Source organism: Nonomuraea sp. NPDC051941 (assembly GCF_044593615.1).
In genome coordinates this window covers 1-19,657 of the sequence record NZ_JBIUCF010000032.1, presented here as the reverse complement: position 1 = coordinate 19,657, position 19,657 = coordinate 1, and the positions used below count along the sequence as shown (strand labels likewise).

Annotated in this window: 18 protein-coding genes and 1 pseudogene; 12 read left to right on the top strand and 7 right to left on the bottom strand. The window is 73.1% G+C overall.

All coding sequences use genetic code 11. From position 1 onward, the window contains the following. Positions 1-5: 5 nt before the first annotated feature. Positions 6-773, bottom strand: coding sequence for a GntR family transcriptional regulator (locus tag ACIHFD_RS41325; protein WP_350732207.1), 768 nt, complete (start codon positions 771-773; stop codon positions 6-8). A gap of 195 nt (positions 774-968) precedes the next feature. On the opposite strand from ACIHFD_RS41325, the gene ACIHFD_RS41320 reads away from it, so the two are divergent. From ACIHFD_RS41320 to ACIHFD_RS41300, 5 genes are all read left to right on the top strand, one after another. Next, positions 969-2,696 carry an ATP-binding protein gene (locus ACIHFD_RS41320; RefSeq protein WP_397371564.1) on the top strand — a complete coding sequence of 576 codons (1,728 nt, stop codon included), beginning with the start codon at positions 969-971 and terminating at the stop codon, positions 2,694-2,696. 14 nt (positions 2,697-2,710) lie between these two features. After that, positions 2,711-3,850 (top strand): exonuclease SbcCD subunit D, encoded by a 1,140-nt coding sequence (locus tag ACIHFD_RS41315; RefSeq protein ID WP_397371563.1) that lies wholly within the window; start codon positions 2,711-2,713, stop codon positions 3,848-3,850. Continuing rightward, the gene (locus ACIHFD_RS41310) at positions 3,850-6,276 is read left to right on the top strand and encodes an AAA family ATPase (protein ID WP_397371562.1); all 2,427 of its coding nucleotides are present in this window, start codon (positions 3,850-3,852) and stop codon (positions 6,274-6,276) included. The genes ACIHFD_RS41315 and ACIHFD_RS41310 overlap by 1 nt, the downstream gene beginning before the upstream one ends. Next, entirely contained in the window at positions 6,273-7,217 is a 945-nt protein-coding gene (locus ACIHFD_RS41305) for a hypothetical protein (protein ID WP_350732201.1), read from the top strand. The genes ACIHFD_RS41310 and ACIHFD_RS41305 overlap by 4 nt, the downstream gene beginning before the upstream one ends. A gap of 152 nt (positions 7,218-7,369) precedes the next feature. Then, positions 7,370-8,374, top strand: a complete 1,005-nt coding sequence (locus ACIHFD_RS41300; protein ID WP_397371561.1) for an ABC transporter permease — start codon at positions 7,370-7,372, stop codon at positions 8,372-8,374. Between the two features lie 5 nt (positions 8,375-8,379). Here the strand turns inward: ACIHFD_RS41300 and ACIHFD_RS41295 are convergent, their stop codons facing one another. Further along, the gene (locus ACIHFD_RS41295; RefSeq protein ID WP_363969380.1) at positions 8,380-8,766 is read right to left on the bottom strand and encodes a cupin domain-containing protein; all 387 of its coding nucleotides are present in this window, start codon (positions 8,764-8,766) and stop codon (positions 8,380-8,382) included. A gap of 166 nt (positions 8,767-8,932) precedes the next feature. Here ACIHFD_RS41295 and ACIHFD_RS41290 point away from each other — a divergent pair, with 166 nt between their 5' ends. Together ACIHFD_RS41290 and ACIHFD_RS41285 are read left to right on the top strand one after the other, a co-directional pair. Next, positions 8,933-9,346 carry a ribonuclease domain-containing protein gene (locus ACIHFD_RS41290; RefSeq protein ID WP_355202410.1) on the top strand — a complete coding sequence of 138 codons (414 nt, stop codon included), beginning with the start codon at positions 8,933-8,935 and terminating at the stop codon, positions 9,344-9,346. A gap of 12 nt (positions 9,347-9,358) precedes the next feature. Beyond that, positions 9,359-9,727, top strand: a complete 369-nt coding sequence (locus ACIHFD_RS41285; protein ID WP_397371560.1) for a barstar family protein — start codon at positions 9,359-9,361, stop codon at positions 9,725-9,727. A gap of 16 nt (positions 9,728-9,743) precedes the next feature. Here ACIHFD_RS41285 and ACIHFD_RS41280 read toward each other — a convergent pair whose 3' ends face one another. The 4 genes and pseudogenes from ACIHFD_RS41280 to ACIHFD_RS41265 all read right to left on the bottom strand — a co-directional run. Continuing rightward, positions 9,744-11,462 (bottom strand): hypothetical protein, encoded by a 1,719-nt coding sequence (locus ACIHFD_RS41280; RefSeq protein ID WP_397371559.1) that lies wholly within the window; start codon positions 11,460-11,462, stop codon positions 9,744-9,746. After that, on the bottom strand, positions 11,455-12,780 hold the full coding sequence (locus ACIHFD_RS41275) for an FAD-dependent monooxygenase (RefSeq protein WP_397371558.1): 1,326 nt from the start codon (positions 12,778-12,780) through the stop codon (positions 11,455-11,457). The genes ACIHFD_RS41280 and ACIHFD_RS41275 overlap by 8 nt, the downstream gene beginning before the upstream one ends. 156 nt (positions 12,781-12,936) lie before the next feature. After that, positions 12,937-13,428, bottom strand: a complete 492-nt coding sequence (locus ACIHFD_RS41270; protein WP_397371557.1) for a fasciclin domain-containing protein — start codon at positions 13,426-13,428, stop codon at positions 12,937-12,939. Positions 13,429-13,829: 401 nt separating this feature from the next. Then, positions 13,830-14,201 (bottom strand): annotated as a pseudogene (locus ACIHFD_RS41265) (MMPL family transporter); the annotation flags it as partial. A gap of 150 nt (positions 14,202-14,351) precedes the next feature. Here ACIHFD_RS41265 and ACIHFD_RS41260 point away from each other — a divergent pair. Both ACIHFD_RS41260 and ACIHFD_RS41255 read left to right on the top strand, forming a co-directional pair. Then, positions 14,352-14,834 (top strand): NUDIX domain-containing protein, encoded by a 483-nt coding sequence (locus ACIHFD_RS41260; RefSeq protein WP_397371556.1) that lies wholly within the window; start codon positions 14,352-14,354, stop codon positions 14,832-14,834. A gap of 108 nt (positions 14,835-14,942) precedes the next feature. Then, positions 14,943-15,758 carry an alpha/beta fold hydrolase gene (locus ACIHFD_RS41255; RefSeq protein WP_397371555.1) on the top strand — a complete coding sequence of 272 codons (816 nt, stop codon included), beginning with the start codon at positions 14,943-14,945 and terminating at the stop codon, positions 15,756-15,758. 9 nt (positions 15,759-15,767) lie between these two features. Here the strand turns inward: ACIHFD_RS41255 and ACIHFD_RS41250 are convergent, their stop codons facing one another. After that, positions 15,768-16,622, bottom strand: coding sequence for a nuclear transport factor 2 family protein (locus ACIHFD_RS41250; protein ID WP_397371554.1), 855 nt, complete (start codon positions 16,620-16,622; stop codon positions 15,768-15,770). Positions 16,623-16,726: 104 nt separating this feature from the next. Here ACIHFD_RS41250 and ACIHFD_RS41245 point away from each other — a divergent pair, with 104 nt between their 5' ends. The 3 genes from ACIHFD_RS41245 (at position 16,727) to ACIHFD_RS41235 (ending at position 19,522) form a co-directional block, all read left to right on the top strand. Beyond that, on the top strand, positions 16,727-17,293 hold the full coding sequence (locus ACIHFD_RS41245) for a TetR/AcrR family transcriptional regulator (RefSeq protein WP_397371553.1): 567 nt from the start codon (positions 16,727-16,729) through the stop codon (positions 17,291-17,293). Positions 17,294-17,341: 48 nt separating this feature from the next. Continuing rightward, the gene (locus tag ACIHFD_RS41240) at positions 17,342-18,262 is read left to right on the top strand and encodes a LysR family transcriptional regulator (RefSeq protein WP_397371552.1); all 921 of its coding nucleotides are present in this window, start codon (positions 17,342-17,344) and stop codon (positions 18,260-18,262) included. 96 nt (positions 18,263-18,358) lie between these two features. After that, a complete protein-coding gene (locus ACIHFD_RS41235; RefSeq protein WP_397371551.1) occupies positions 18,359-19,522 on the top strand; it encodes an NAD-dependent formate dehydrogenase in 1,164 nt (387 codons plus the stop codon). Positions 19,523-19,657 lie beyond the last annotated feature (135 nt).

The following is a 19,657-nucleotide window of genomic DNA, read 5'->3' as shown; positions in this document are numbered from 1 at the left end:
GGGGTTTACTGGCCCATGAGAGCGTTGTTGGGGTCGTTGAGCTCCACGGAGAACACGGTGAGATCGCCGCGGGCGTGGCGGATGGTGTATTCGAGGGCGATCCCGCTCTCGGTGCACGTGCTGCGGGCGGTGGCCAGCAGGGCCGCGGCCATGGGCACGCGCAGCAGCTCGGCGAGCCGGTAGTCGGCGTTGACCGCGCCGATCGTCTCCCGGCCGCTCGCGGGGGTGAGGCCGTACTTGGTGCGCAGCAGGTCGTAGAGGGAGCCGGTGAGGTCCTCGTCGAGGATGCCGGGGACCAGCTCGACGGGCAGGTGGGCGCTTTCGAGCATGCAGGGCACGCCGTCGAGCAGGCGCAGCCGCTCGACGAAGACGATCTCCTGGTCCTCCCGCACGCCGAGCGCGGCGGCGGCGTCGGACCCGGCCTGCTGGAGGTGGGCCTTGAGCAGCCGCGTCGCGGGCTTGCGGCCCAGCCGCGCCATCGTCTCGGTGAACCCGACCGGCCGTGAGCCCAGCTCGGGGGCCACGGCCTGCGGGGCGGTGTAGGTGCCGCTCCCCTGCCTGGCCACCAGCAGCCCTTCCTGGACCAGGTCGCCGATCGCCCGCCGGGCCGTCGCCCTGCTCACGCCCGCGTAGACCATCAGGTCCTTCTCCGCGGGGATCATCGTGTCGGGCTCGCAGTCGCGGATCACCGCCCGCAGGCGCTCGCGCAGCTGGTAGTAGAGCGGCACCGCGGCTGACGGGTCGAGCGCCAGCCTGCGTTCCCAGTCGGTCATGACGTCTCCGCCTCAGTTGTACGGACGACCGTATCTTTTCTGCTCACCGGTCGAGTGTCAACCATGTGATCCCGCAGGACGCGAGCGCACGTGAAATGCGCCGGACGCACACCTCGGGGCCACTACGCTCCTTTAGAAGGGCGTTTCGTGGGGGCGGAGGGATGAGTGACGGTCAACGGGGCGGTAAACCATCAGGTGAGCACGGCGGCGGCCACAGCGGGTGAGGCCGTCGGGCGGGTGCTCGGCACGCAGGCGGCCTCGCCGCTGTCGTTCTGGGTCGGCCTGGAGCCGGGCAAGGTCGTCCAGCTCGACGACGTGGTGGTGACCAGGCGCGAGGTGCCCGGCCACGGTACCGTGCTCGTGGCCGGCGTGGTGACGACCGTGGAGGCCAGGCACGAGGGCGCCGCGTACGACTCCGACGTCTTCCTGATCGCCGACGGCGCACTGCCGGCCGCTGTGGTCGAGGTGGCGGAGGTGCGGGTGACGCGGGTCGAGCCGGAGGTGTTCGTGCCGCCGCTGCCCGGCTCCAAGGTCTTCCTGGCCGGCTCGGGCGACCGCGACCAGGCCCTCTACTTCGACGTGATGGACCGCCGCATCCCCTTGGGCATGGGCCGCGACGGCCAGCCGCTTTACGTCAACTTCGACTTCCTCGACGGCACCCGCGGCGCCCACGTGTCTATCTCCGGCGTCTCCGGCGTGGCCACCAAGACCTCCTTCGCGACCTTCCTGCTCTACTCGATCTTCAATTCGGGCGTGCTGGAGGGAGAGGCCGCCAACACCAAGGCGCTGATCTTCTCCGTCAAGGGTGAGGACCTGCTCTTCCTCGACCACGACAACGTGCGGCTCGACGAGCGCGCCAGAGGCGTCTACGCCCGGCTGGGGCTGCCCGCCAGGGCGTTCGGCAGCGTCCACGTCTTCGCCCCGCCCCGGCCGAACGACCCCAACGGCGTGCCGCACGTCTCGGCGCGCACGCAGGGGGTGAGCTCCTTCTACTGGACGCTGGTCGAGTTCTGCCAGGAGGAGCTGCTGCGCTTCGTGTTCGCCGACTCCGACGACGAGCGGGCCGGCTACTCCCTGCTGGTCGGCCAGGTCGCCGCCCGGCTGAAGGCGTGGGCCGAGCCGGTCGGCGACGGCGGCGCGGTCATGGTGCGGGGCACGTCCTGCCGTACGTTCACCGACCTCGTCGAGCTGCTGTCCGACGAGCTCCAGGACGAGGGCACGCGCGGCGAGTGGACCGGCGCGCAGACGCCGCTCGGCACCGTCAACGCGTTCCTGCGCAGGCTCCGCAGCGCCGTGCGGCCGCTGTCCCCGATCGTCCGGGGCGACCTGCCGTTCTACCGCAACCACTCGGTCCGCACCTCCGACGCGCAGGTGTCGATCGTGGACCTGCACAATCTGCCGGAGCGGGCGCAGCGGTTCGTGGTGGGCGTGGTGCTGCGCGGCGAGTTCCACCGCAAGGAGTCCTCGGGCACGGCCCGGCCGCTGCTGTTCGTGGTGCTCGACGAGCTCAACAAGTACGCCCCGCGCGAGGGCGACTCCCCGATCAAGGAGATCCTGCTGGACGTGGCCGAGCGGGGCCGCTCGCTGGGCGTCATCCTCATCGGCGCCCAGCAGACCGCCTCGGAGGTGGAGCGGCGCATCGTCTCCAACAGCGCCGTACGCGTCGCCGGCCGCCTCGACCCGGCCGAGGCCGCCCGGTCCGAGTACGGCTGGCTGCCTCCGGCCGTCAGGGAGCGCGCCACGATCGCCAAGCCCGGCACCATGTTCGTCGCCCAGCCGGAGATCCCGGTCCCGCTGGCCGTCGCGTTCCCCTTCCCGGCCTGGGCGACCCGGCCGGCCGAGGCCGCGACCGAGCCGGCGAAGGTGTCGGCCGATCCGTTCCAGGGCCTGCCCGGCGTCGAAGACGACATCCCGCCCTTCTGACCACAGGTGGTTTCGTGAAGATCCTGCACACCGCGGACTGGCACGTGGGCAAGGTGCTCAAGGGCCGCCCCCGCTTCGACGAGCACCGGGAGGTGCTGCGCGAGCTGGTCGCCGCCGCCCGCACCCACGACGTCGACGCCGTCATCGTGGCCGGCGACCTGTTCGACACCTCGGCGCCCACGCCCGAGGCCCAGTCGCTGGTGCTCAACGCGCTCATGGCGCTGCGCGGCGACGGCAGGGACGTGGTCGTGCTGGCCGGCAACCACGACAACCCGCAGCTGCTGGAGGTCTACCGGCCGGTGCTCGGCAAGCTGGGCCTGCACGTCATCGGCTCGTTCCGGCGCCCGGACGCGGGCGGCACGCTGGCCTTCACGGCGCGCTCGGGCGAGCCGGTGCGGCTGGCGGTGCTGCCGTTCCTGTCGCACCGCTATGTCGTACGCGCCGCCGAGGTCCTCACCGGCACCGCCGCCGACCACAACCGCGACTACGCCGCCCGCATCGGCGAGCTGATCGGCGCGCTCACCGCCGGCTTCCACGCCGACACCGTCAACCTGGTCACCACCCACGGCACCCTGCCCGGCGGGGCGTTCGGCGGCGGCGAGCGGGAGGCGCAGTCGATCTTCTCCTACTACTTCGAGCCGACCGCGTTCCCGGCCACCACCCAGTACGCCGCCCTCGGCCACCTGCACCGCCGCCAGCAGATCCCCGGTCCGTGCCCGATCTGGTACAGCGGCTCGCCGCTGGCCGTCGACTTCGGCGAGGAGGGCAACACCCCGGGCGCGCTGCTGGTCGAGGTCACCCCGGGTAAGCCCGCCGTGGTGCGGGAGCTGGCCTTCGCCTCGGCGCGGCGGCTGCGCACGGTACGCGGCACGCTGGAGCAGCTGGAGGCCATCGAGCCGGGCGACGACTGGCTCAAGGTGATCGTGGAGGAGAAACCCCGGGTGGGTCTCGCCGACGACGTGCGCGGCCTGCTGAACGGCGCCGTGGACGTGGTCCTGGACGAGCGGTTCCGGCCGGTGCCCGCCACGCGCAGGACCGGCTCGGCCGAGCACAGCCCGCGCGAGCTGTTCCGCGAATACCTGACCGCCACCGGCCGCCACGACGAGCAGGTGGCCACGCTGTTCGACCGGCTCTACGACGAGGTGACCGGCTGATGCGACCCCTCCTGCTGCACCTGGACCACTTCGGCAGCTTCCGCGAGCCGGTGACCGTCGACTTCTCCGACACCGAATACTTCGCGCTCGTGGGCCCGACCGGCGCCGGCAAGAGCACGATCATCGACGCGATCTGCTTCGCCCTGTACGGCACGGTGCCGCGCTGGGGCAGGGAGAACTCCATCGCCCACGCCCTGGCCCCGTCCGTCGCGGCCGGCAAGGTGGCGATGGTGTTCGACAGCAACGGGCGGCGCTTCGGCGTGGCCCGGTCGATGGTGCGCGACGCCAAGGGCGCGGTGCGCACCAAGGAGGCCAGGCTCGACGAGCTCGACCCGGCCGCGCCGCTCGAGCAGGCGTTCGACGCGGTGGTCAAGCCGCTCGCCGAGGGCGAGAACGTCACCCCGGAGGCACAGCGGGTGACCGGGCTGGAATACCGGTTCTTCACCCAGTGCGTGGTGCTGCCGCAGGGGCGCTTCGCGGAGTTCCTGCACGCGGCGCCGCGCGAGCGGCAGGACCTGCTGGTGCAGCTGCTCGACGCCGACGTCTACGAGCGGATCAGGCAGAGCGCCGCCCGCGAGGAGGAGGCCGCCAAGCAGGCCGCCTCCTTCGCCCGCGACCAGCTCACCAAGCTGTCCGGCGCGACCGCGGAGGCCGAGCGGGAGCTGGCGGAGCGGCTGGAGGCGCTGCGGCGGCTGGCCGAGACCATCGGCGCCGACCTTGACCTGCTGCGGGCCCGCGAGGGCGACATCCGCCGGGCCGAGCAGGAGCTGGCCGTCATGGCCGAGCGCCGGTCGATGCTGTCGGCGCTGCGCATGCCCGCCGCCGTACCCACGCTGGCCTCGGCCCGCCGCGCCGCCGCCGAGGCGGTCGAGGCGCTGACCGGCGAGGTGGCCACGCTGGAGGCCGACGACCACGAGGCGTACGAGGCGCTGGCCGCGCTGGGCGACCGGGGCGCGCCTCGGGCGGCGCTGACCGCGCTGGACGCCCGCGAGCGCCTGGCCGCCGACGCCGCCCGCGCGCGCGCCGAGGCCGCGACGGCCGCCGCGTCGCTGCGGGACCTGGCCGGCGCGCGGGAAGCCGCCGAAGAGGCGCTGGCCGCCGCCGAGACCCAGCGGGAACGGCTGCGCGACGCCCACGCGGCCGCCCACCTGGTCCCGCGACTGGCCGTGGGCGAGCCGTGCCCGGTCTGCCGGCACCCCGTCTCCGAGCTGCCCCGGCACGAGCCGCCCGCCGACATCCGCGCCGCCGACCGCGTCCTCGCCGGCACGCGCGAACGCGCCGAGCGCGCCAGGGCCGCCCACGCGCGCGCCGAGACCTCGGCGTCGATGCTCACCGCGCAGGCCGCGCGGGCGGAGTCCGAGCTGGCCGCGCTGCCCGCCCCCGGGGACCGGGCCGAGCTCGAAGGCCGGCTGGCCGCGATCGCCAAGGCCGACGAGCTGGCCACCCAGGCACGCAGGGCGCTGCGCGCCGCCCGCGGGAAGCTGGACGAGGCGCGGGCCGGCGCCGAGCGGACCGAGCGGCAGGCCGAGAGCGCCTGGCGGGAGCTGGAGGCGGCCCGTGACCGGCTGCTCGTCTCCGGCCGGCAGGAGGACCCGCCGCCGCTCCTCGACCGGCGCGACCTGCACCAGGCGTGGACCGAGCTGCTCGGCTGGCGGGACCGGGCCGCGCAGGCCGCCCGCGCCGAGCTGGCCGAACGCGAGGAGCAGCTCGCGCAGGCCCGCGCCCGGCTCACGGCCGACCGCCGCCGGCTGACCGAGCGGCTGGCCGAGCACGGCGTGGTCGCCCCGCGCGACGCCTCGCCCGACCAGCTCGGCGCCGCCGTCGCCGGGACCGTCGCGCGCGCCGACAGCGCTCTCGAACGCCTCAAGGAGGAGCGCAAGCGCGCCGCCGACCTCGAGCTCCAGGTCTCGGGGAAGGAGCACGAGGCCAAGGTCGCCCACGAGCTCGCCCTGCGCCTGCGGGCCAACGCCTTCGAGCGCTGGCTGTGCGCCGAGGCCCTGGCCGTGCTGGTCGCCTCGGCCTCCGACACGCTGCGCGAGCTGTCCGACGGCCAGTACGAGCTGGCCCTCGGCGACAAGACCGGCGACATCGAGGTCATCGACTACGGCGAGGCCGGCCTGCGGCGCAGCGCCCGCACCCTGTCCGGCGGCGAGACCTTCCAGGCCGCCCTCGCGCTGGCCCTGGCGCTGTCCGGCGCCGTCGCCCGGGGCCTGGACTCGATCTTCCTGGACGAGGGGTTCGGCACGCTCGACCCGGCCACGCTCGACACCGTTGCCGGCACCCTCGAACGCCTGGCCGCCGGCCAGGACCGCCTGATCGGCGTCGTCACGCACGTGCCCGCGCTGGCCGATCGCGTGCCGGTGCGCTTCGAGGTCAGGCGCGACGGCAAGGGCTCCCACGTGCGGAAGGCGGCCATCGCTCCATGACGGGATTCACCGTCGACCCGTGGGACCCCGGCTACGCCGCCGCCCTCGCCGTCGAGAACCTCTCCGAGATGGGCGCCACCAGCGCCGAGCTGGTCATCGACATCGAGCGGCCGGCCGCCGACTGGAAGCCCGTCACGCCCGGGCCCGACGCCTCCCCTCCCGAAACGCTGCTGGTGGCCGACGGGGTCCGCAGGATCGACGCCCGCGTGTGGGTCGACGATCCCGACGCGCCCATGCCCGTCCCGGGGATCGCGGCGTCGTACGCGGCCGGCATCGTCCGCTGCGGCCCGGACGGCGCCGACCTGGCGGCCATCCAGGTCAACCGGTCGCTGATCTCCGCCTCGCCGCACACGCCCGAGGTCAAGACCACGCACGCCACGTACGAGCCCAGCAAGGCCGCCGACGCGAGCTTCGAGGAGCTGTCCCTGGCGTTGCAGCGGCTGGTCACCCAGCTGGAGGTGGACCTGGCGGTGCGGCACCGCGACCGCGGCGACGACCTGCTGCTGGTGGACGGGCCGCTGCGGGGGCGTACGCACCTGCCGCGCACGATCGGCTACATCAAGACCCACCACACCGCCTACCTACCGCCGCCGCAGTCCGCGGTGGTGGCCGCGCTCGCGCCGGGCCAGCGCACGCCCGTGTTCCTGATGGGCACGAGCTGGCGGCGGCACGCCTGGTACCTGCGGCTTCCCGTCCAGTCGTCCGCGCCGTGGGCGGGCGTGGCGCGTTGCGAGGCCAGCGCCGAGCTGGACCCGGCCCAGGTCGTACGGCTGGCCGACGCGGTCACCCTCGCCCTGCCGCCGCTGGCCGGCGTGGACTACAAGGACCCGCGCGCGCCGCAGAACCTGGTCCCCATCGGCGGCCTGGAGAAGCTCCTGCGCCACCACCTGGGCGACAGCCGCCTGCTCTACCGCGCGCTGCGCACGGCGGCGGCCGGATAACCGCCCGCTCCGCACGGCGACGGCCGGTCGGCCACGTGCTCCACCGCGGGCCGGCGCGTTCTGGGAACGGGCCCGTCACGAAAAGCTTCGCTAGCCGTCAGGGAGGGAATGTCAGCGGCCCTGACCGGCGGGCGCCTGCCTAGCGTGGGCGCATGGGTGACTGGTGGGCGGCCTTCAAGCGATCGCCGTACTTTCCCGCGTCCGTCCTGGCGCTGATCCTCTCGGCGGGGGCGGGGCTGTTCGCCGGGTCGTACACGTACGCCATGGCCTCCCCGACGCCGCACCACATGCCCGTGGCGGTCGTCGGCGTCAGCGCCCAGACCGTGCGCGGGAAGGCCTTCGTCGCCGGTCTGGAGCAGTCTTTGGAGTCGTCGCTCGTCCTGCGCTTCCAGCGGACGTACGCCGACGCCGTAAGAGCCATCGAGGAGCAGCGGGCCTTCGCCATATTCGCGGTGCGCGGGAACGACGTCGAGATGGACGTCTCGAGCGCCTCGGGCGCGTCGGTGGCGCTGCTGCTCGTCGAGCAGGCTCCACGCGTCGCCGCCCGGGTGGGGGTGCGCCTCACGATGAGGGACATCAAGCCGCTCCAGCGAGCCGACCCGCGCGGCCTGGCGATCTTCTACATCACGCTCGCCGCCGTGATCATCGGCTTCACCGGGGCGGCCCAGCTGAGCGCCAACGCCGCCCAGCTCAATCCCGGCGAGCGGATCGCCTTCACCGCCGCCTACGCCGGGCTCGGGGCGTTCGCCATCGTGGCGATCGTGGACTGGCTGCTGGGCGCGTTGAAGCTGCCGGTCCTGGAGTCGTGGTTGATCCTGGCGCTGACCATGTTCGCGACGGGGATGGTGTTCACCATGTTCCACGCCTTCCTCGGACGCTGGGCGATGCTTCCCACCTGGGGGCTGATGGTGCTGCTGGGCAACCCCTCCTCCGGCGGGGCGGTGTCGTGGCCGCTGCTGCCGTCACCGCTGGGCGTCATCGGCCGCTGGCTGCCGCCGGGTGCGTCGGTCAACGCCCAGCACACCGCCGTCTACTTCCACGGCCACCAGAGCCTGATGCCGTTCCTGGTGCTGGGGGCGTGGTCGCTGGTGTCCTGCGTCGTCTTCCTGATCTGGCGCAAACGCCACCCCGGGGGCCGCACCGACGCCCCCTCATGAGCCGGTCAGCCGCGTGGGGCGCGGCGGTCGCGGCGGCGTTCGAGCTCTTCCTCGCCGACCAGGGTGAGCATCGGCTCGCCCGGGGCGCACAGCATCACGACGACGAAACGGCTCCACGTGTCGGGGAGGTTGTTGGCCGCCTGGTAGTGGATGACGTCACCGCCCGGCTCCCAGAAGGCCTCGCCGGCGCGGATGACCCGCTCGGGCTCGCCCTCCAGCTCGAAGATCATTTCTCCTTCGAGCATGTAGCCGAAGACCGGGCCGGCGTGGCGGTGCGGCGGGGTGCCCGGGTCCCCCGGTGGCAGCTCGATCAGGGCGGTCATCGAGCAGGCCCCTTCGGGGACCGTGGGGTGCTGCTCCTGAAGGAGGGTCAGGACGGTGTTGGATTGCATGTCCAGGAGGCTATGGGCCATTCGGCCCTATGAGATAGGCCATTTGCGGTCCGACCGATTGGACCAATTCCCAGTGTTCATCTTTCCTTTAGTGATCTTTGTCGTTATTTGCCCCATTCTGCGGGGATCATTGCGGTGTCCGTCGCACCCCCCACGAGGAGGCTTCGTGCACACCCCGCAACGCTCCGGACGTTCCTGGCCGGTGAGGCTCACCGTCGTCCTCACCGCCTTCGTGTCCCTCATCGGCCTGGTCGGCATCACCCCCGCCAACGCCTCGGTCTACAACTCCTGCACCATCTCGCGGTGCTCCGACGCGCGCTCGGCCAGCTCGACCTGGGCCTCCAAGGGCTACCCCACCTCCAGCGGCTGGTACTCCTGGCCGGACGGCCGCTACAACTACACCGGTGGGCGCTTCTACAACCGCGAGGGCCAGCTGCCCAGCGGCGCCACCTACTATGAGTACGACGTGTACTCCCGGGCGCGCGGGGCCGCGCGTGACGCGTACCGGATCGTCGTGAACCGCAGCACCGGCGTGGTGTGGTTCTCGCCCAACCACTACACCGACTTCTACCGCCTGTAGGGACGCACGCCCATGACCTCCGCCGAACGTCCCCTGCCGTCCTGGCTCACGGTGTCCACCGGCCCGGCGCCGGCGGTGGTCGACGGGCGGGCCTGCCGGACCCGCGCCACCTTCTTCGAGGAGGTGGCGCGGGTGTTGCGCCTGCCCGCCTACTTCGGCCGCAACTGGGACGCGCTCACCGACTCGCTGCGCGACACCGGCGCCGTCGCCCTGTTCGTGGCGCACGCCGAGGAACTGCTCGGCGACGAGCCTCCCGAGCAGTTCGCCACGCTGCTGGCGGTCCTCTCCGACGCCGCCGAAGCCGGGCTGACCGTCACCCTGAACACCGAGCCCACCCATGAGGCCCTGCTCCGGGAGCGGACCGCCGCCGCACTGAGCTGAACCAGGGCGACCAGCACTATGGGGAGCACAGGTACGGGCGGGAGAGTGTCAGGGCGGTCGCCGTGAGGGCCATCCCGAACAGGACCGGCGCGAGGTGCCAGAGGTCGACGTACCCGATGGCCAGGTGGGTGAGGACGGCAGGCACGAACCCGGCGACGGCCGCGAGCGACAGCGTCCACCAGACCCACGACTCACCCCGCCGCCATCCCCAGGCGCTCAGCAGGGTGATCGCCGCCGCGGCGGCCAGCAGCGCCCCGCCGAACCCGGCCCTGTCGTGCGCGACGAACGGCAGCAGCCGCGTCCCGGCCGCCGCCCGCAGCGCGTCCGGCCCGGTTCCCAGGTACTCCAGGTCGCTCGGGACGAAGACGCCGCCGAGACCGACGGCCGACACGGCCACGCCGCCGACGAACAGCCCGGCCCCGGTGACCACCATGAGGAGCTGGCCGGTGAGCGCCCGGCGGCGTTCGCGTTCGGGTCCGTCCGGGCGGGAGATCCATCGAGGGCGCTCCCGGGGCCGCCGGGCCGCGGCCAGGAACATGGGGAGGAGCACGACGGCCAGCGCCGTGTGCAGCGGCTCCACGTACCCGTGGGTGAAGAGGTAGGGCACGGCGGCGAACCCGATCGCCCCCGAGACCAGGTACGCCTCGCGCGCCCACGGCCACCCGCGGCGCATGCCTCCGGCGGTGAGTCCGAGGTAGAGGACGCCGACGGCCACCATCGTGCCCGCCAGCGTGATCCGGTCGTGCCGCAGGAAGTGGACCAGGTGGTGGTTGACGGCGTGTAACGCCTCCTGGTCCATGTCGAGGAAGGCGCGGTCGTACCAGAGCAGCACCGGCCCGAGCGCGACCGCCGCGGCGACGAGCCCGGCGACCGCGATGACGGCCCCGGTCACCAGCCCCCACCACCAGCCGGGCCACCGTCGGGGGTCACGGCCGACGGCCCGCAGCGAGGGGGCGGGCGCGGTGGTGGTCGCCGCCTCCATCACCCGCCCGAACCACCCGGGGCCTGCCTCGATCAGCAGGGCCGGTGTGGCGAGCACGATCTTGGCGGGATCGGCAAGAATGCGGGCCGCCGCTCCAACGGCCGGGGAAGCGGGCAACACGATGCCCCCTTCACACACCCCCACACCGCACTCGGCCCCGCCCACTCCCACGCCGCGCTCAAGTTCACCCTCCTCCAGTCCGCGCTCCCCCCGGGGCACGCCGCGCTCTGCCTGGGGCTCCTCCACGCCCTGGTCTAACCGAGGCCACTCCACGTCGCGCCCCGACCGAAGCTCCTCCTCGCCGCGCTCCGCCCGAGGCTGCTCCTCGTCGTCCGTCGGCAGGATCGCGTCCGCGTGTGCTGCCAGGGCGGCGGTCACGGCCGGGTCCCCCGTGCGGACCAGCAGCGGCACCCGCCTGCCCGCGGCCGCCTCCCGTACCAGCGGCACGTCCGCGAGCCCGACCGGCTCTACCAGGATGAGCCCCGCCCCGAGCGGCGGCAGCGCACGTACCGCGTCCCGGGCCACCTCCGGCGGCACCGCCGCGCCCAGCCGGCTGCGCACCGCCACTCCGCCCACGGTGCCCGACAGGTGCGCGGGCGGGTGCCGATGCCCGAGCAACCGCGCGACCGCCCGCCCGCCGCCGGGCAGCGATCCCGTCCAGGCCAGCGTCCGGAGCGCCACCCGCCGCGACCGCCGTACGCCCAGCAGCGCCCCCGCTACCCCCCGCAGCGGCTGGTACGTCCAGTCAGGCATCGCTCCCCGGCCCTCCGTTCGGCCCTCCACCCGGCATTCCATCGAGCTCGGGCGGCGGGTCGGTGCCCCGTTCCGCCGACTCGGGTGGCGTCCAGCCGAGGAGTGGATCCATCGACCGCAGCAGCAGCCTGGGCGGCACCAGGCGGGCGGCGAGGTTCCGTGACCACGCCCCCGGTCCCCACGCCATCAGGGACGCCGCCCCCATCCGGGCCGATCGGCGCACGATCGCCTGGGTACGGGGCCGCCGCACCCGGTCGTACCGTGCGAGCGCCACGTCCACGTCGCGGTCCGAACGCAGGCAGGCGGCCAGCGTGACCGCGTCCTCCAGCGCCGTGCCCGCCCCCTGCCCCAGCGCCGGGTCCATCGCGTGCGCCGCGTCCCCCAGCAGCGCCACCCTCCCCCGCACGTACGTGGCCAGCGGCGGCATCGCGTACACGTCGTGCCGCAGCGCGGCGTCCTCGGGCACGGCCGCCAGCAACTCGGGCACCGGATCGGGCCAGCCGCCGAACCTGCTCACGAGCCCCGCGTACGCGTCCTCCTCGCCGCCTTCGGGCGCCCGGGCCGCAGCGAAGCAGTAGAACCGCCCGCCCGGCATCGCGGCGAACCCGAAGCGCTCCCCGCGCCCCCAGAAAATCGCCCCTTCGGCGCCTCGCCCGCCCAGCGGCTCGGTCACCGCCCGCCACGCCGTACACCCGGCATACCGAGGCGCCCGCGCCTCCGGCCACCCCTGCCGCCGCACCCGGCTACGGATCCCATCGGCCCCCACCACCAGGTCCGCCCGCACCCGCCCGGCTCGGCGCTCGGCCGACTCCTCCTCACCGCCCGCCCAGACCCGCCTGTCCCGGTGCTCGACCACCACCCCCGCGCCGTCCACCCGCGCCCGTACGTCCCGATACTCGACCACCACCCCGTCGCCGTCCGGCCGCACGGCTTGCACCTCGATGCCGGGCCGCAGGAGGTCCGCCGGCAGTGCCGCCACGAGGACCCGCACCAGCTCGGCCCGGTGCACCATGAGCAGCGGCCACCCGTGCCGCCTCGCCACGTCGGCGTTGTCGGTCCTGGACAGCCATCGCCCGGCCCGGTCCCGCACCCCGCCCACGGTCTCCACGCCGGCGATCGCCCGTACCCGGTCGGCCAGGCCCAACGCGGCGAGGGCGCGCGTGGCGTTCGGCCAGAGCGCCAGTCCCGCCCCGATCTCGCCGAACTCGATGGCCCGCTCCAGCACGGTCACCCGCCACCCGATCCGGTGCAGCGCGATCGCCGCCGCCAGCCCTCCGATCCCCCCGCCGACCACGACCGCAGCAGGCACGACCCGCACCCCCGACATCCTTTTGAGCGACTGCTTAATCAGACCATAGACCGATTTAAGCGATCGCTCAACCGCCTCGATGGCGGCAACCCTGGCATGGGAAGGACGGGAGCCGGCGGGGAGCGCGGCCGATGGTGACCGCGCTCCCCGATAGGACAGATCCCGTCAGTGGGGCAGCAGGATCTTGTCGACGATGTAGACGGTGGCGTTGCTCGTCGTCACGCCGCCGCAGACGATCTTGGCGTCGTTGATGGTGAGGTTCTCACCGGAGCCCTTCACGGTCAGGGACCCGCCCTGCATGGTCTTGAGCGTGGCACCCTCGACCAGGTCGGACGGCGCCTTCTTGCCCATCACGACGTGGTAGGACAGCAGCTTGGTCAGCGCTTCCTTGTTGGCCATGAGCTTGTCCTGGGCTTCCTTCGGGATCGCGTCGAACGCCTTGTTGTCCGGCGCGAAGACCGTGATGTCCGTGGCGGAGTCCAGTTTCTCCTCGAGCCCGGCCTTCTTCACCGCCTCCGACAGCTTGGACAGCTCGGAGATCTTGGAGAGTGCGGTGCCGACGGGCTGGTCCGCGGCCTCGGCCAGGTTGCCCTCGATCGCGGAGCAGCCGGGTCCGGACGGGCTGGCGGCGGCGGTCGCGGTCGGCGAGGGCGACATTTCCGGAGAGGTGGGCGACATCTCTGGCGAAGTCGGCGACATCTCCGGGGCGGCGGTCGTTTCCTCCGGCGATGGCACCGGCGTACGCGTGTGGACAGCTGCGCCGGCGGTACCAGTGGCACCGGCGGCCAGCGCCAGCGCCGCCGCGAGAAGCACTTGTTTCACTGTGATCCCCCCGAGTTCGGAGTGCCGCGGCGGGCGAACCTGCCACGGCTCGAACGCAGCCCCGGGCTCGCACCCCGGCTGCCTCTCCAGTGTGGGCAGCCATTGAGAACACGGGAGTTACATTTCACCCAAAAAGCCACAAAAGCCGTACACCACAACTTTTGCCCGCCATATCTCGGCGCAGGTTTGGAACCCGACGGGCCCGGCCCGCCGGGGCCCGCGGGCGTCGGGTCCCTTTAAGAAGCGTTCAGAGCACCGGCCGCAGGGCGATGATCGCCGTGGCTGGGCAGCGGCGGCTCAGCCGCCGCGAGCGGGGCGGGGATCGACGACAGCGCGCCGGTCTCCGCCTGCGGGACGTCGAGGGGGATCGCGATGATGGCGGCCCGGCCGTCGGCGGAGACGGCGTTCTTGACGTTCCCGGCGAACGGGCTGGTCACCAGCGCGACCTGGTCGAGCCGTTCGATGTCCCGTACGGCCGCCTCCACCGCGCTCCTGACGGCGGGCACGTCGGCGCGAGCGTGCTCCGGCATCACCACCACCATCCGCGCCGACGTGCCGCTGACCTCGGGGAAGACGTGGGAGAGGTGGTCGAGTGCGTCCTGTGACTGCGAGCCTGACGGACCCGGCGCGGCGCGACGCCGTCGCGATCGGGGCGGGGGTGCCCCCGAGCGCGCGGCCGGCGTGGCGGCCGGGCTGGCGCGCTGAGAGACGGCCCGGCGCTACCGGGATCCCGGGGGCGGAACGGGTAGCGTGGACGGATGAGCAAGTCGTTCCTGGAGCCGGCCGAGTGGTACGCGACCCTTCCGGCGTTCTACGCCTCGGCGTGCGTGCTGCTCACCGATACCGAGGACCGGGTCCTCATGGTCAAGCCCAACTACCGGCCCCACTGGGCGATCCCCGGCGGCATCATGGAGGCCGACGAGCACCCCCACGAGTGCGCGGTCCGCGAGGTCGAGGAGGAGCTCGGACTGCGCGTGACGGTGAGCGGGCTCCTGGTGGTGGACTGGGTGCTGCCGGTGGGCGACCGGCCGCAGAGCATGGCCAATTTCCTGTTCGACGGCGGCACGGTCACGGATCCGAGCCAGATCGTCCTGCAGGCCTCGGAGCTCGACGACTTCGGCTTCTTCCCCTGGGACGAGGCCGCCGGACTGCTCCCCGCCGCCACCACCGCCCGCATCCCGGCGGCACGGCGGGCACGCAAGGACACCCGCACCGTCTACCTCCCCTTCACCCCCCAGTAGCCCCTCTCGGTACGTCCAGGCACCTGTGGTGCGTTCCGCGCGTCCCCAAAACCTAGGGACTCTAGGAAATAGGCTAGCATTCCTAGGAGCGACCGAAAGGGGATCATCATGGCCACGCTGGACGTACCAGGCGCCAGGCTTTACTACGAGGTCAGCGGCGACGGACCCGCACTTTTGCTGCTGCCCGGCGGCGGCGGTGACGCGGCGATCTTCGACGCACTGGCCGGCCCGCTCGCCGAGCACTTCACGCTCATCACCCTCGACCCGCGCGGCTACTCGCGCAGCCACCTCGACGGCCCGGCCGTGGACCAGCGGGTCGAGGTGCAGAGCGAGGACGCCCGCCGGCTGCTCGACGCCGTCACCCCCGACCGGCCCGCCTACGTCTTCGGCGGCAGCAGCGGCGCCATCGTCGGCCTCGACCTGCTCGCCCGGCACCCTGAGCGGGTGCGCCGCCTGGTCGCCCACGAGCCGCCGTGCTTCGCCGTCCTCCCCGACGCCGCCGCGCAGCGGGCCTTCGTCGAGGAGGTTCACCGGCTCTTCCGCGAGCAGGGGCTCGCGGCCGCGTCCGCCCGGTTCATGGAGGGCATCGGCGGGACCCTCCGGCCGCTGCCGGACCCGGTCTCGCTGCCGCCCCGGGCCGCCGAGATGATGGCCCGGCTGATGAACAACGCTCCGATCATGATGGAGCATGAGTTGCGGCAGTTCACGTCGTACGTCCCCGACCTGGCCGCGCTCGGCCGCGTCGCCGACCGGCTGGTCCTGGCCGCCGGGCGCGAGACCAGGGGGCACCTGCCGTACCGGCCGGCGGCGCTGCTGGCGGAGCGGCTCGGGCTCGGGCTGGTCGAGTTCCCCGGCGGGCACAGCTTCACCGACGCCCCCGAGGAGTTCGCCAAGCAACTGATCGAGGTGCTCACCGCCCCCTGACCGGGGCTCTCACGCGCCGGCCACCTCGCGCATCAGCTCGGCCGAGGCCATCGGGTTGCCGTAGTCGCGCGAGTGCACGATGAGCCCGTCCCGCACCGTCACGATCATGACGTACGTGGAGGCGAACGGTCTGCCCGTGGCCGTGACGGACCCGTGCAGGGTGAACTCGGCCACCACCACGTCCGGGTCCGCGGTCTCCAGCAGGTTGACCGCGTCCGCGCGCTCGAATCGCCACAGCCCCTTCACCGCCTCGACCCGGGCGCGCAGGAGGTCGCTGCCGACCGAACGCGTGGGCACGCCCGGCGGGGCGAACGGGATCTCGATGACCACGTCCGGCGCGTACAGGGCGAGCATCGCCTCGTAGTCGCCGGTCGCCGAGACCTCGATCAGCCGCGCGGCGACCTCCCTGGCGCTCCCGGGCCGCACGGGCGCGAGCACGGCCGCCAGTTCGGGCAGCATGCCGACGGCTTCGGCGGCGCCCACGGCGTTGGGGTAGTCGAGGTAGGAGACCACGGCGCCGTCGCGGACGCGGATCACCCCGAGGGACGAGGCGAACCGGAACGGCGTGCCACCGGCGCTGCCCTCCGGCTCGAACTCGACGACGACCACCTCCGGGTCGGCGGCCTCGTAGACGGTGGCGTGGACGTCGTCGAAGCTCAGCAGCCGAGCGATCCCGCCGGAGGCGCCCCGTTTCATGTGCTCACGGATGGTTTGCGCGCCTTCGAACCGGCGCGGCTGCCCGGGCATGCCGAACCGCAGCTCATAGACGGCGTCGTCGGCGAACACGGCGGTGAAGGCGTCGGCGTCCCTGCTCGCCAGGGCCTGGCGCAGGTGCTCGACGACCGCCTGAAGGTTCTCGGACATGGTGAATCCCCTCGGAGAGAACGGAATAGAATCGGAACGCACGCCCCGTTTCAGGATTGGACGATACGGAACGCGCGCCCCGTTTGTCTAGAAGGGAGCCATCGATGACGCCGGACAAGCCGCTGCGCGCCGACGCCCGCCGCAACCGCGACCGCGTGCTGCAAGCCGCCGAGGCCGCGTTCTCAGCCGAGGGCATGGCGGTGCCACTGGACGAGATCGCCCGGCGGGCGGGCGTCGGCGCCGGCACGGTCTACCGGCACTTCCCCTCCAAGGAGGCGCTGTTCGAGGCCGTGATCCACGACCGGATCGGGCAGTTCGCCGACGAGGCCCGCACGCTCTCGGCGGCGGAGCGGCCCGGCGAGGAGTTCCTCGCGTTCCTGGGCCGGGTGATCGATCAGGCGATGCTCAACAAGGCGTTGTGCGACGCCCTGGAGGCCGCCGGATCGCCGGTCAAGCCCTCCGACGGCGTCCAGCGCGACGTGTGGGAGGCCTTCGGCGCCCTGCTCGGCGCCGCCCAGCGCGCCGGCGCCGTCCGCGCCGACGTCGACGTCTCCGACCTGCGGGCCCTGCTGTCGGGGGCGCTCGCCATGGAACGCCACGCCCGCGACAGCGACCGCCCCGCCGGTCGGCTGACCGGGTTCCTGTTGGACGCCCTGCGCCCTCGCCCCTGACCCCGCGAAAAGATGGACGCGGCAGGGGCCCGCGGGGCATCCTATGGCGTGCTGTTGCGCCAGTTGGAGTATCTGGTGGCCCTGGCCCGGGAGCGGCATTTCGCCCGTGCCGCCGCGGCCTGTCACGTCTCCCAGCCGTCGCTGTCGGCGGCCATCCGCAAGCTCGAACGCGAGCTGGACGTCCCCCTCGTCCGGCGCGGCCAGCGCTTCGCCGGGCTGACCCCGGAGGGCGAGCGGGTGCTGCTGTGGGCCCACCGGATCCTCGCCGACGCCGACGCCCTGCGCCAGGACCTGTCGAAGATGCGCGAAGGACTGTCGGGCACGCTGCGGATGGGCGCGATCCCGACCGCGCTGACCGCCGCCTCGCTGCTGACCACGCCGTTCTGCGAGCGCTACCCGCACGTACGGGTCCTGCTGACCTCGCTGTCGTCGCGGGAGATCACGCGGCGGCTGGCCGAGTTCGAGATCGACATGGCGATGACGTACCTCGACGACAAGGAGGAGTTCGGCGAGGTGCATCCCCTCTACGAGGAGCGCTACCTGCTGCTGACCCCGTCCGACGGCGAGCTGGCCGAGCGCCGGGTGGCACGCTGGGCGGAGGTGGCCGCGCTGCCGCTGTGCCTGCTGGCCCCCGAGATGCGCAACCGCCGCATCCTGGACGCCAACTTCCGCCAGGCCGGCGCGGTGGCCGTGCCCGCGATCGAGACCGACACCGTCTCGGCCCTGTTCGCGCACGTCGCGACCCACCGCTGGTCCAGCGTCATCGCGCACGCGTGGCTGCACATGTTCGGGGTGCCCGAAGGCATGCGGGTCGTCCGGCTGGAGCGGCCCGCCCGGGAGCCGCGCGTGGGGCTCGTCCTGGCCGGCACGGGCCCGGAGTCGGTGATGGCCCGGGCGCTGCTGGACCTGGCCCGCGACCTCGACCTGCGCGAGGTGTTCGACCGGCTCACCCACGACCACCTGGCATAGAAGCCCTCTATCATCCGATAGGCACAAACGCTTTGACCTGCTGATATACGGCGGCGGACAGTGAGATCATCCCCCGACCGACGAGGAGCAGAGGCCATGGCCAAGGTGCTGTGCGTGCTGTACGACGACCCGATCGACGGATACCCGACCACCTACGCGCGGGACGGCCTGCCCGCGCTGACCGGCTACCCGGGCGGCCAGACGCTGCCCAGCCCCAAGGCGATCGACTTCACCCCCGGCCACCTGCTCGGCAGCGTCTCCGGCGAGCTGGGCCTGCGCCGCTTCCTCGAAGAACGCGGCCACACCCTGGTGGTCACCTCCGACAAGGACGGCGACGACTCCGAATTCGACCGTGAACTGGCCGACGCCGACGTGGTGATCTCCCAGCCGTTCTGGCCCGCGTACCTGACCGCCGAGCGCATCGCCCGCGCACCCAAGCTGAAGCTGGCCGTCACCGCCGGCATCGGCTCCGACCACGTCGACCTCGACGCCGCCATCGCCCGCGGCATCACCGTCGCCGAGGTCACCTACTGCAACAGCATCAGCGTCGCCGAGCACGTCGTGATGATGATCCTGTCCCTGGTGCGCAACTACCTGCCCTCCCACCGGACGGTGCTGGACGGCGGCTGGAACATCGCCGACTGCGTCGCCCGCTCCTACGACGTCGAGGGCATGCACATCGGCACCGTCGCCGCCGGCCGCATCGGCACGGCCGTGCTGCGCCGGCTCAAGCCGTTCGACGTGCACCTGCACTACACCGACAAACACCGCCTGCCACGCGAGGTCGAAGAGGAGCTCGGGCTCACCTTCCACCCCGACGCCGCCGCCATGGTCCCGCACTGCGACGTGGTGACCGTCAACGCGCCGCTCCACCCGCAGACCGAAGGACTGTTCGGCGACGAGCTGATCGGCTCGATGAAGCGGGGCGCGTACCTGATCAACACCGCCCGCGCCAGGATCGCCGACCGCGACGCGATCGTGCGCGCGCTGGAGAGCGGGCAGCTCGCCGGGTACGCGGGCGACGTCTGGTACCCCCAGCCCGCGCCCGCCGACCACCCCTGGCGGACCATGCCGCACCACGGCATGACCCCGCACATCTCCGGCTCCTCCCTGTCCGCCCAGGCGCGTTACGCCGCCGGCACCCGCGAGATCCTCGAATCGTGGCTGGACGGCACGCCGATCCGGGAGGAGTACCTGATCGTGGAGGGCGGCGCCCTGGCCGGGGCCGGCGCCCACTCCTACACGACCCGGACGCGTTGACGCGACCGGGTCGGAAGCGGGGGGGGGGGCCCCCCCCCCCCCCCCCCGGGGGGCCGGCGCCCCCCCCCCCCGCCGCCCCCGCCCCCCCCCCGCGGGCGGCTCCCCCCGCCCGGGCCCCCGGTTCAAGTGCGTCCG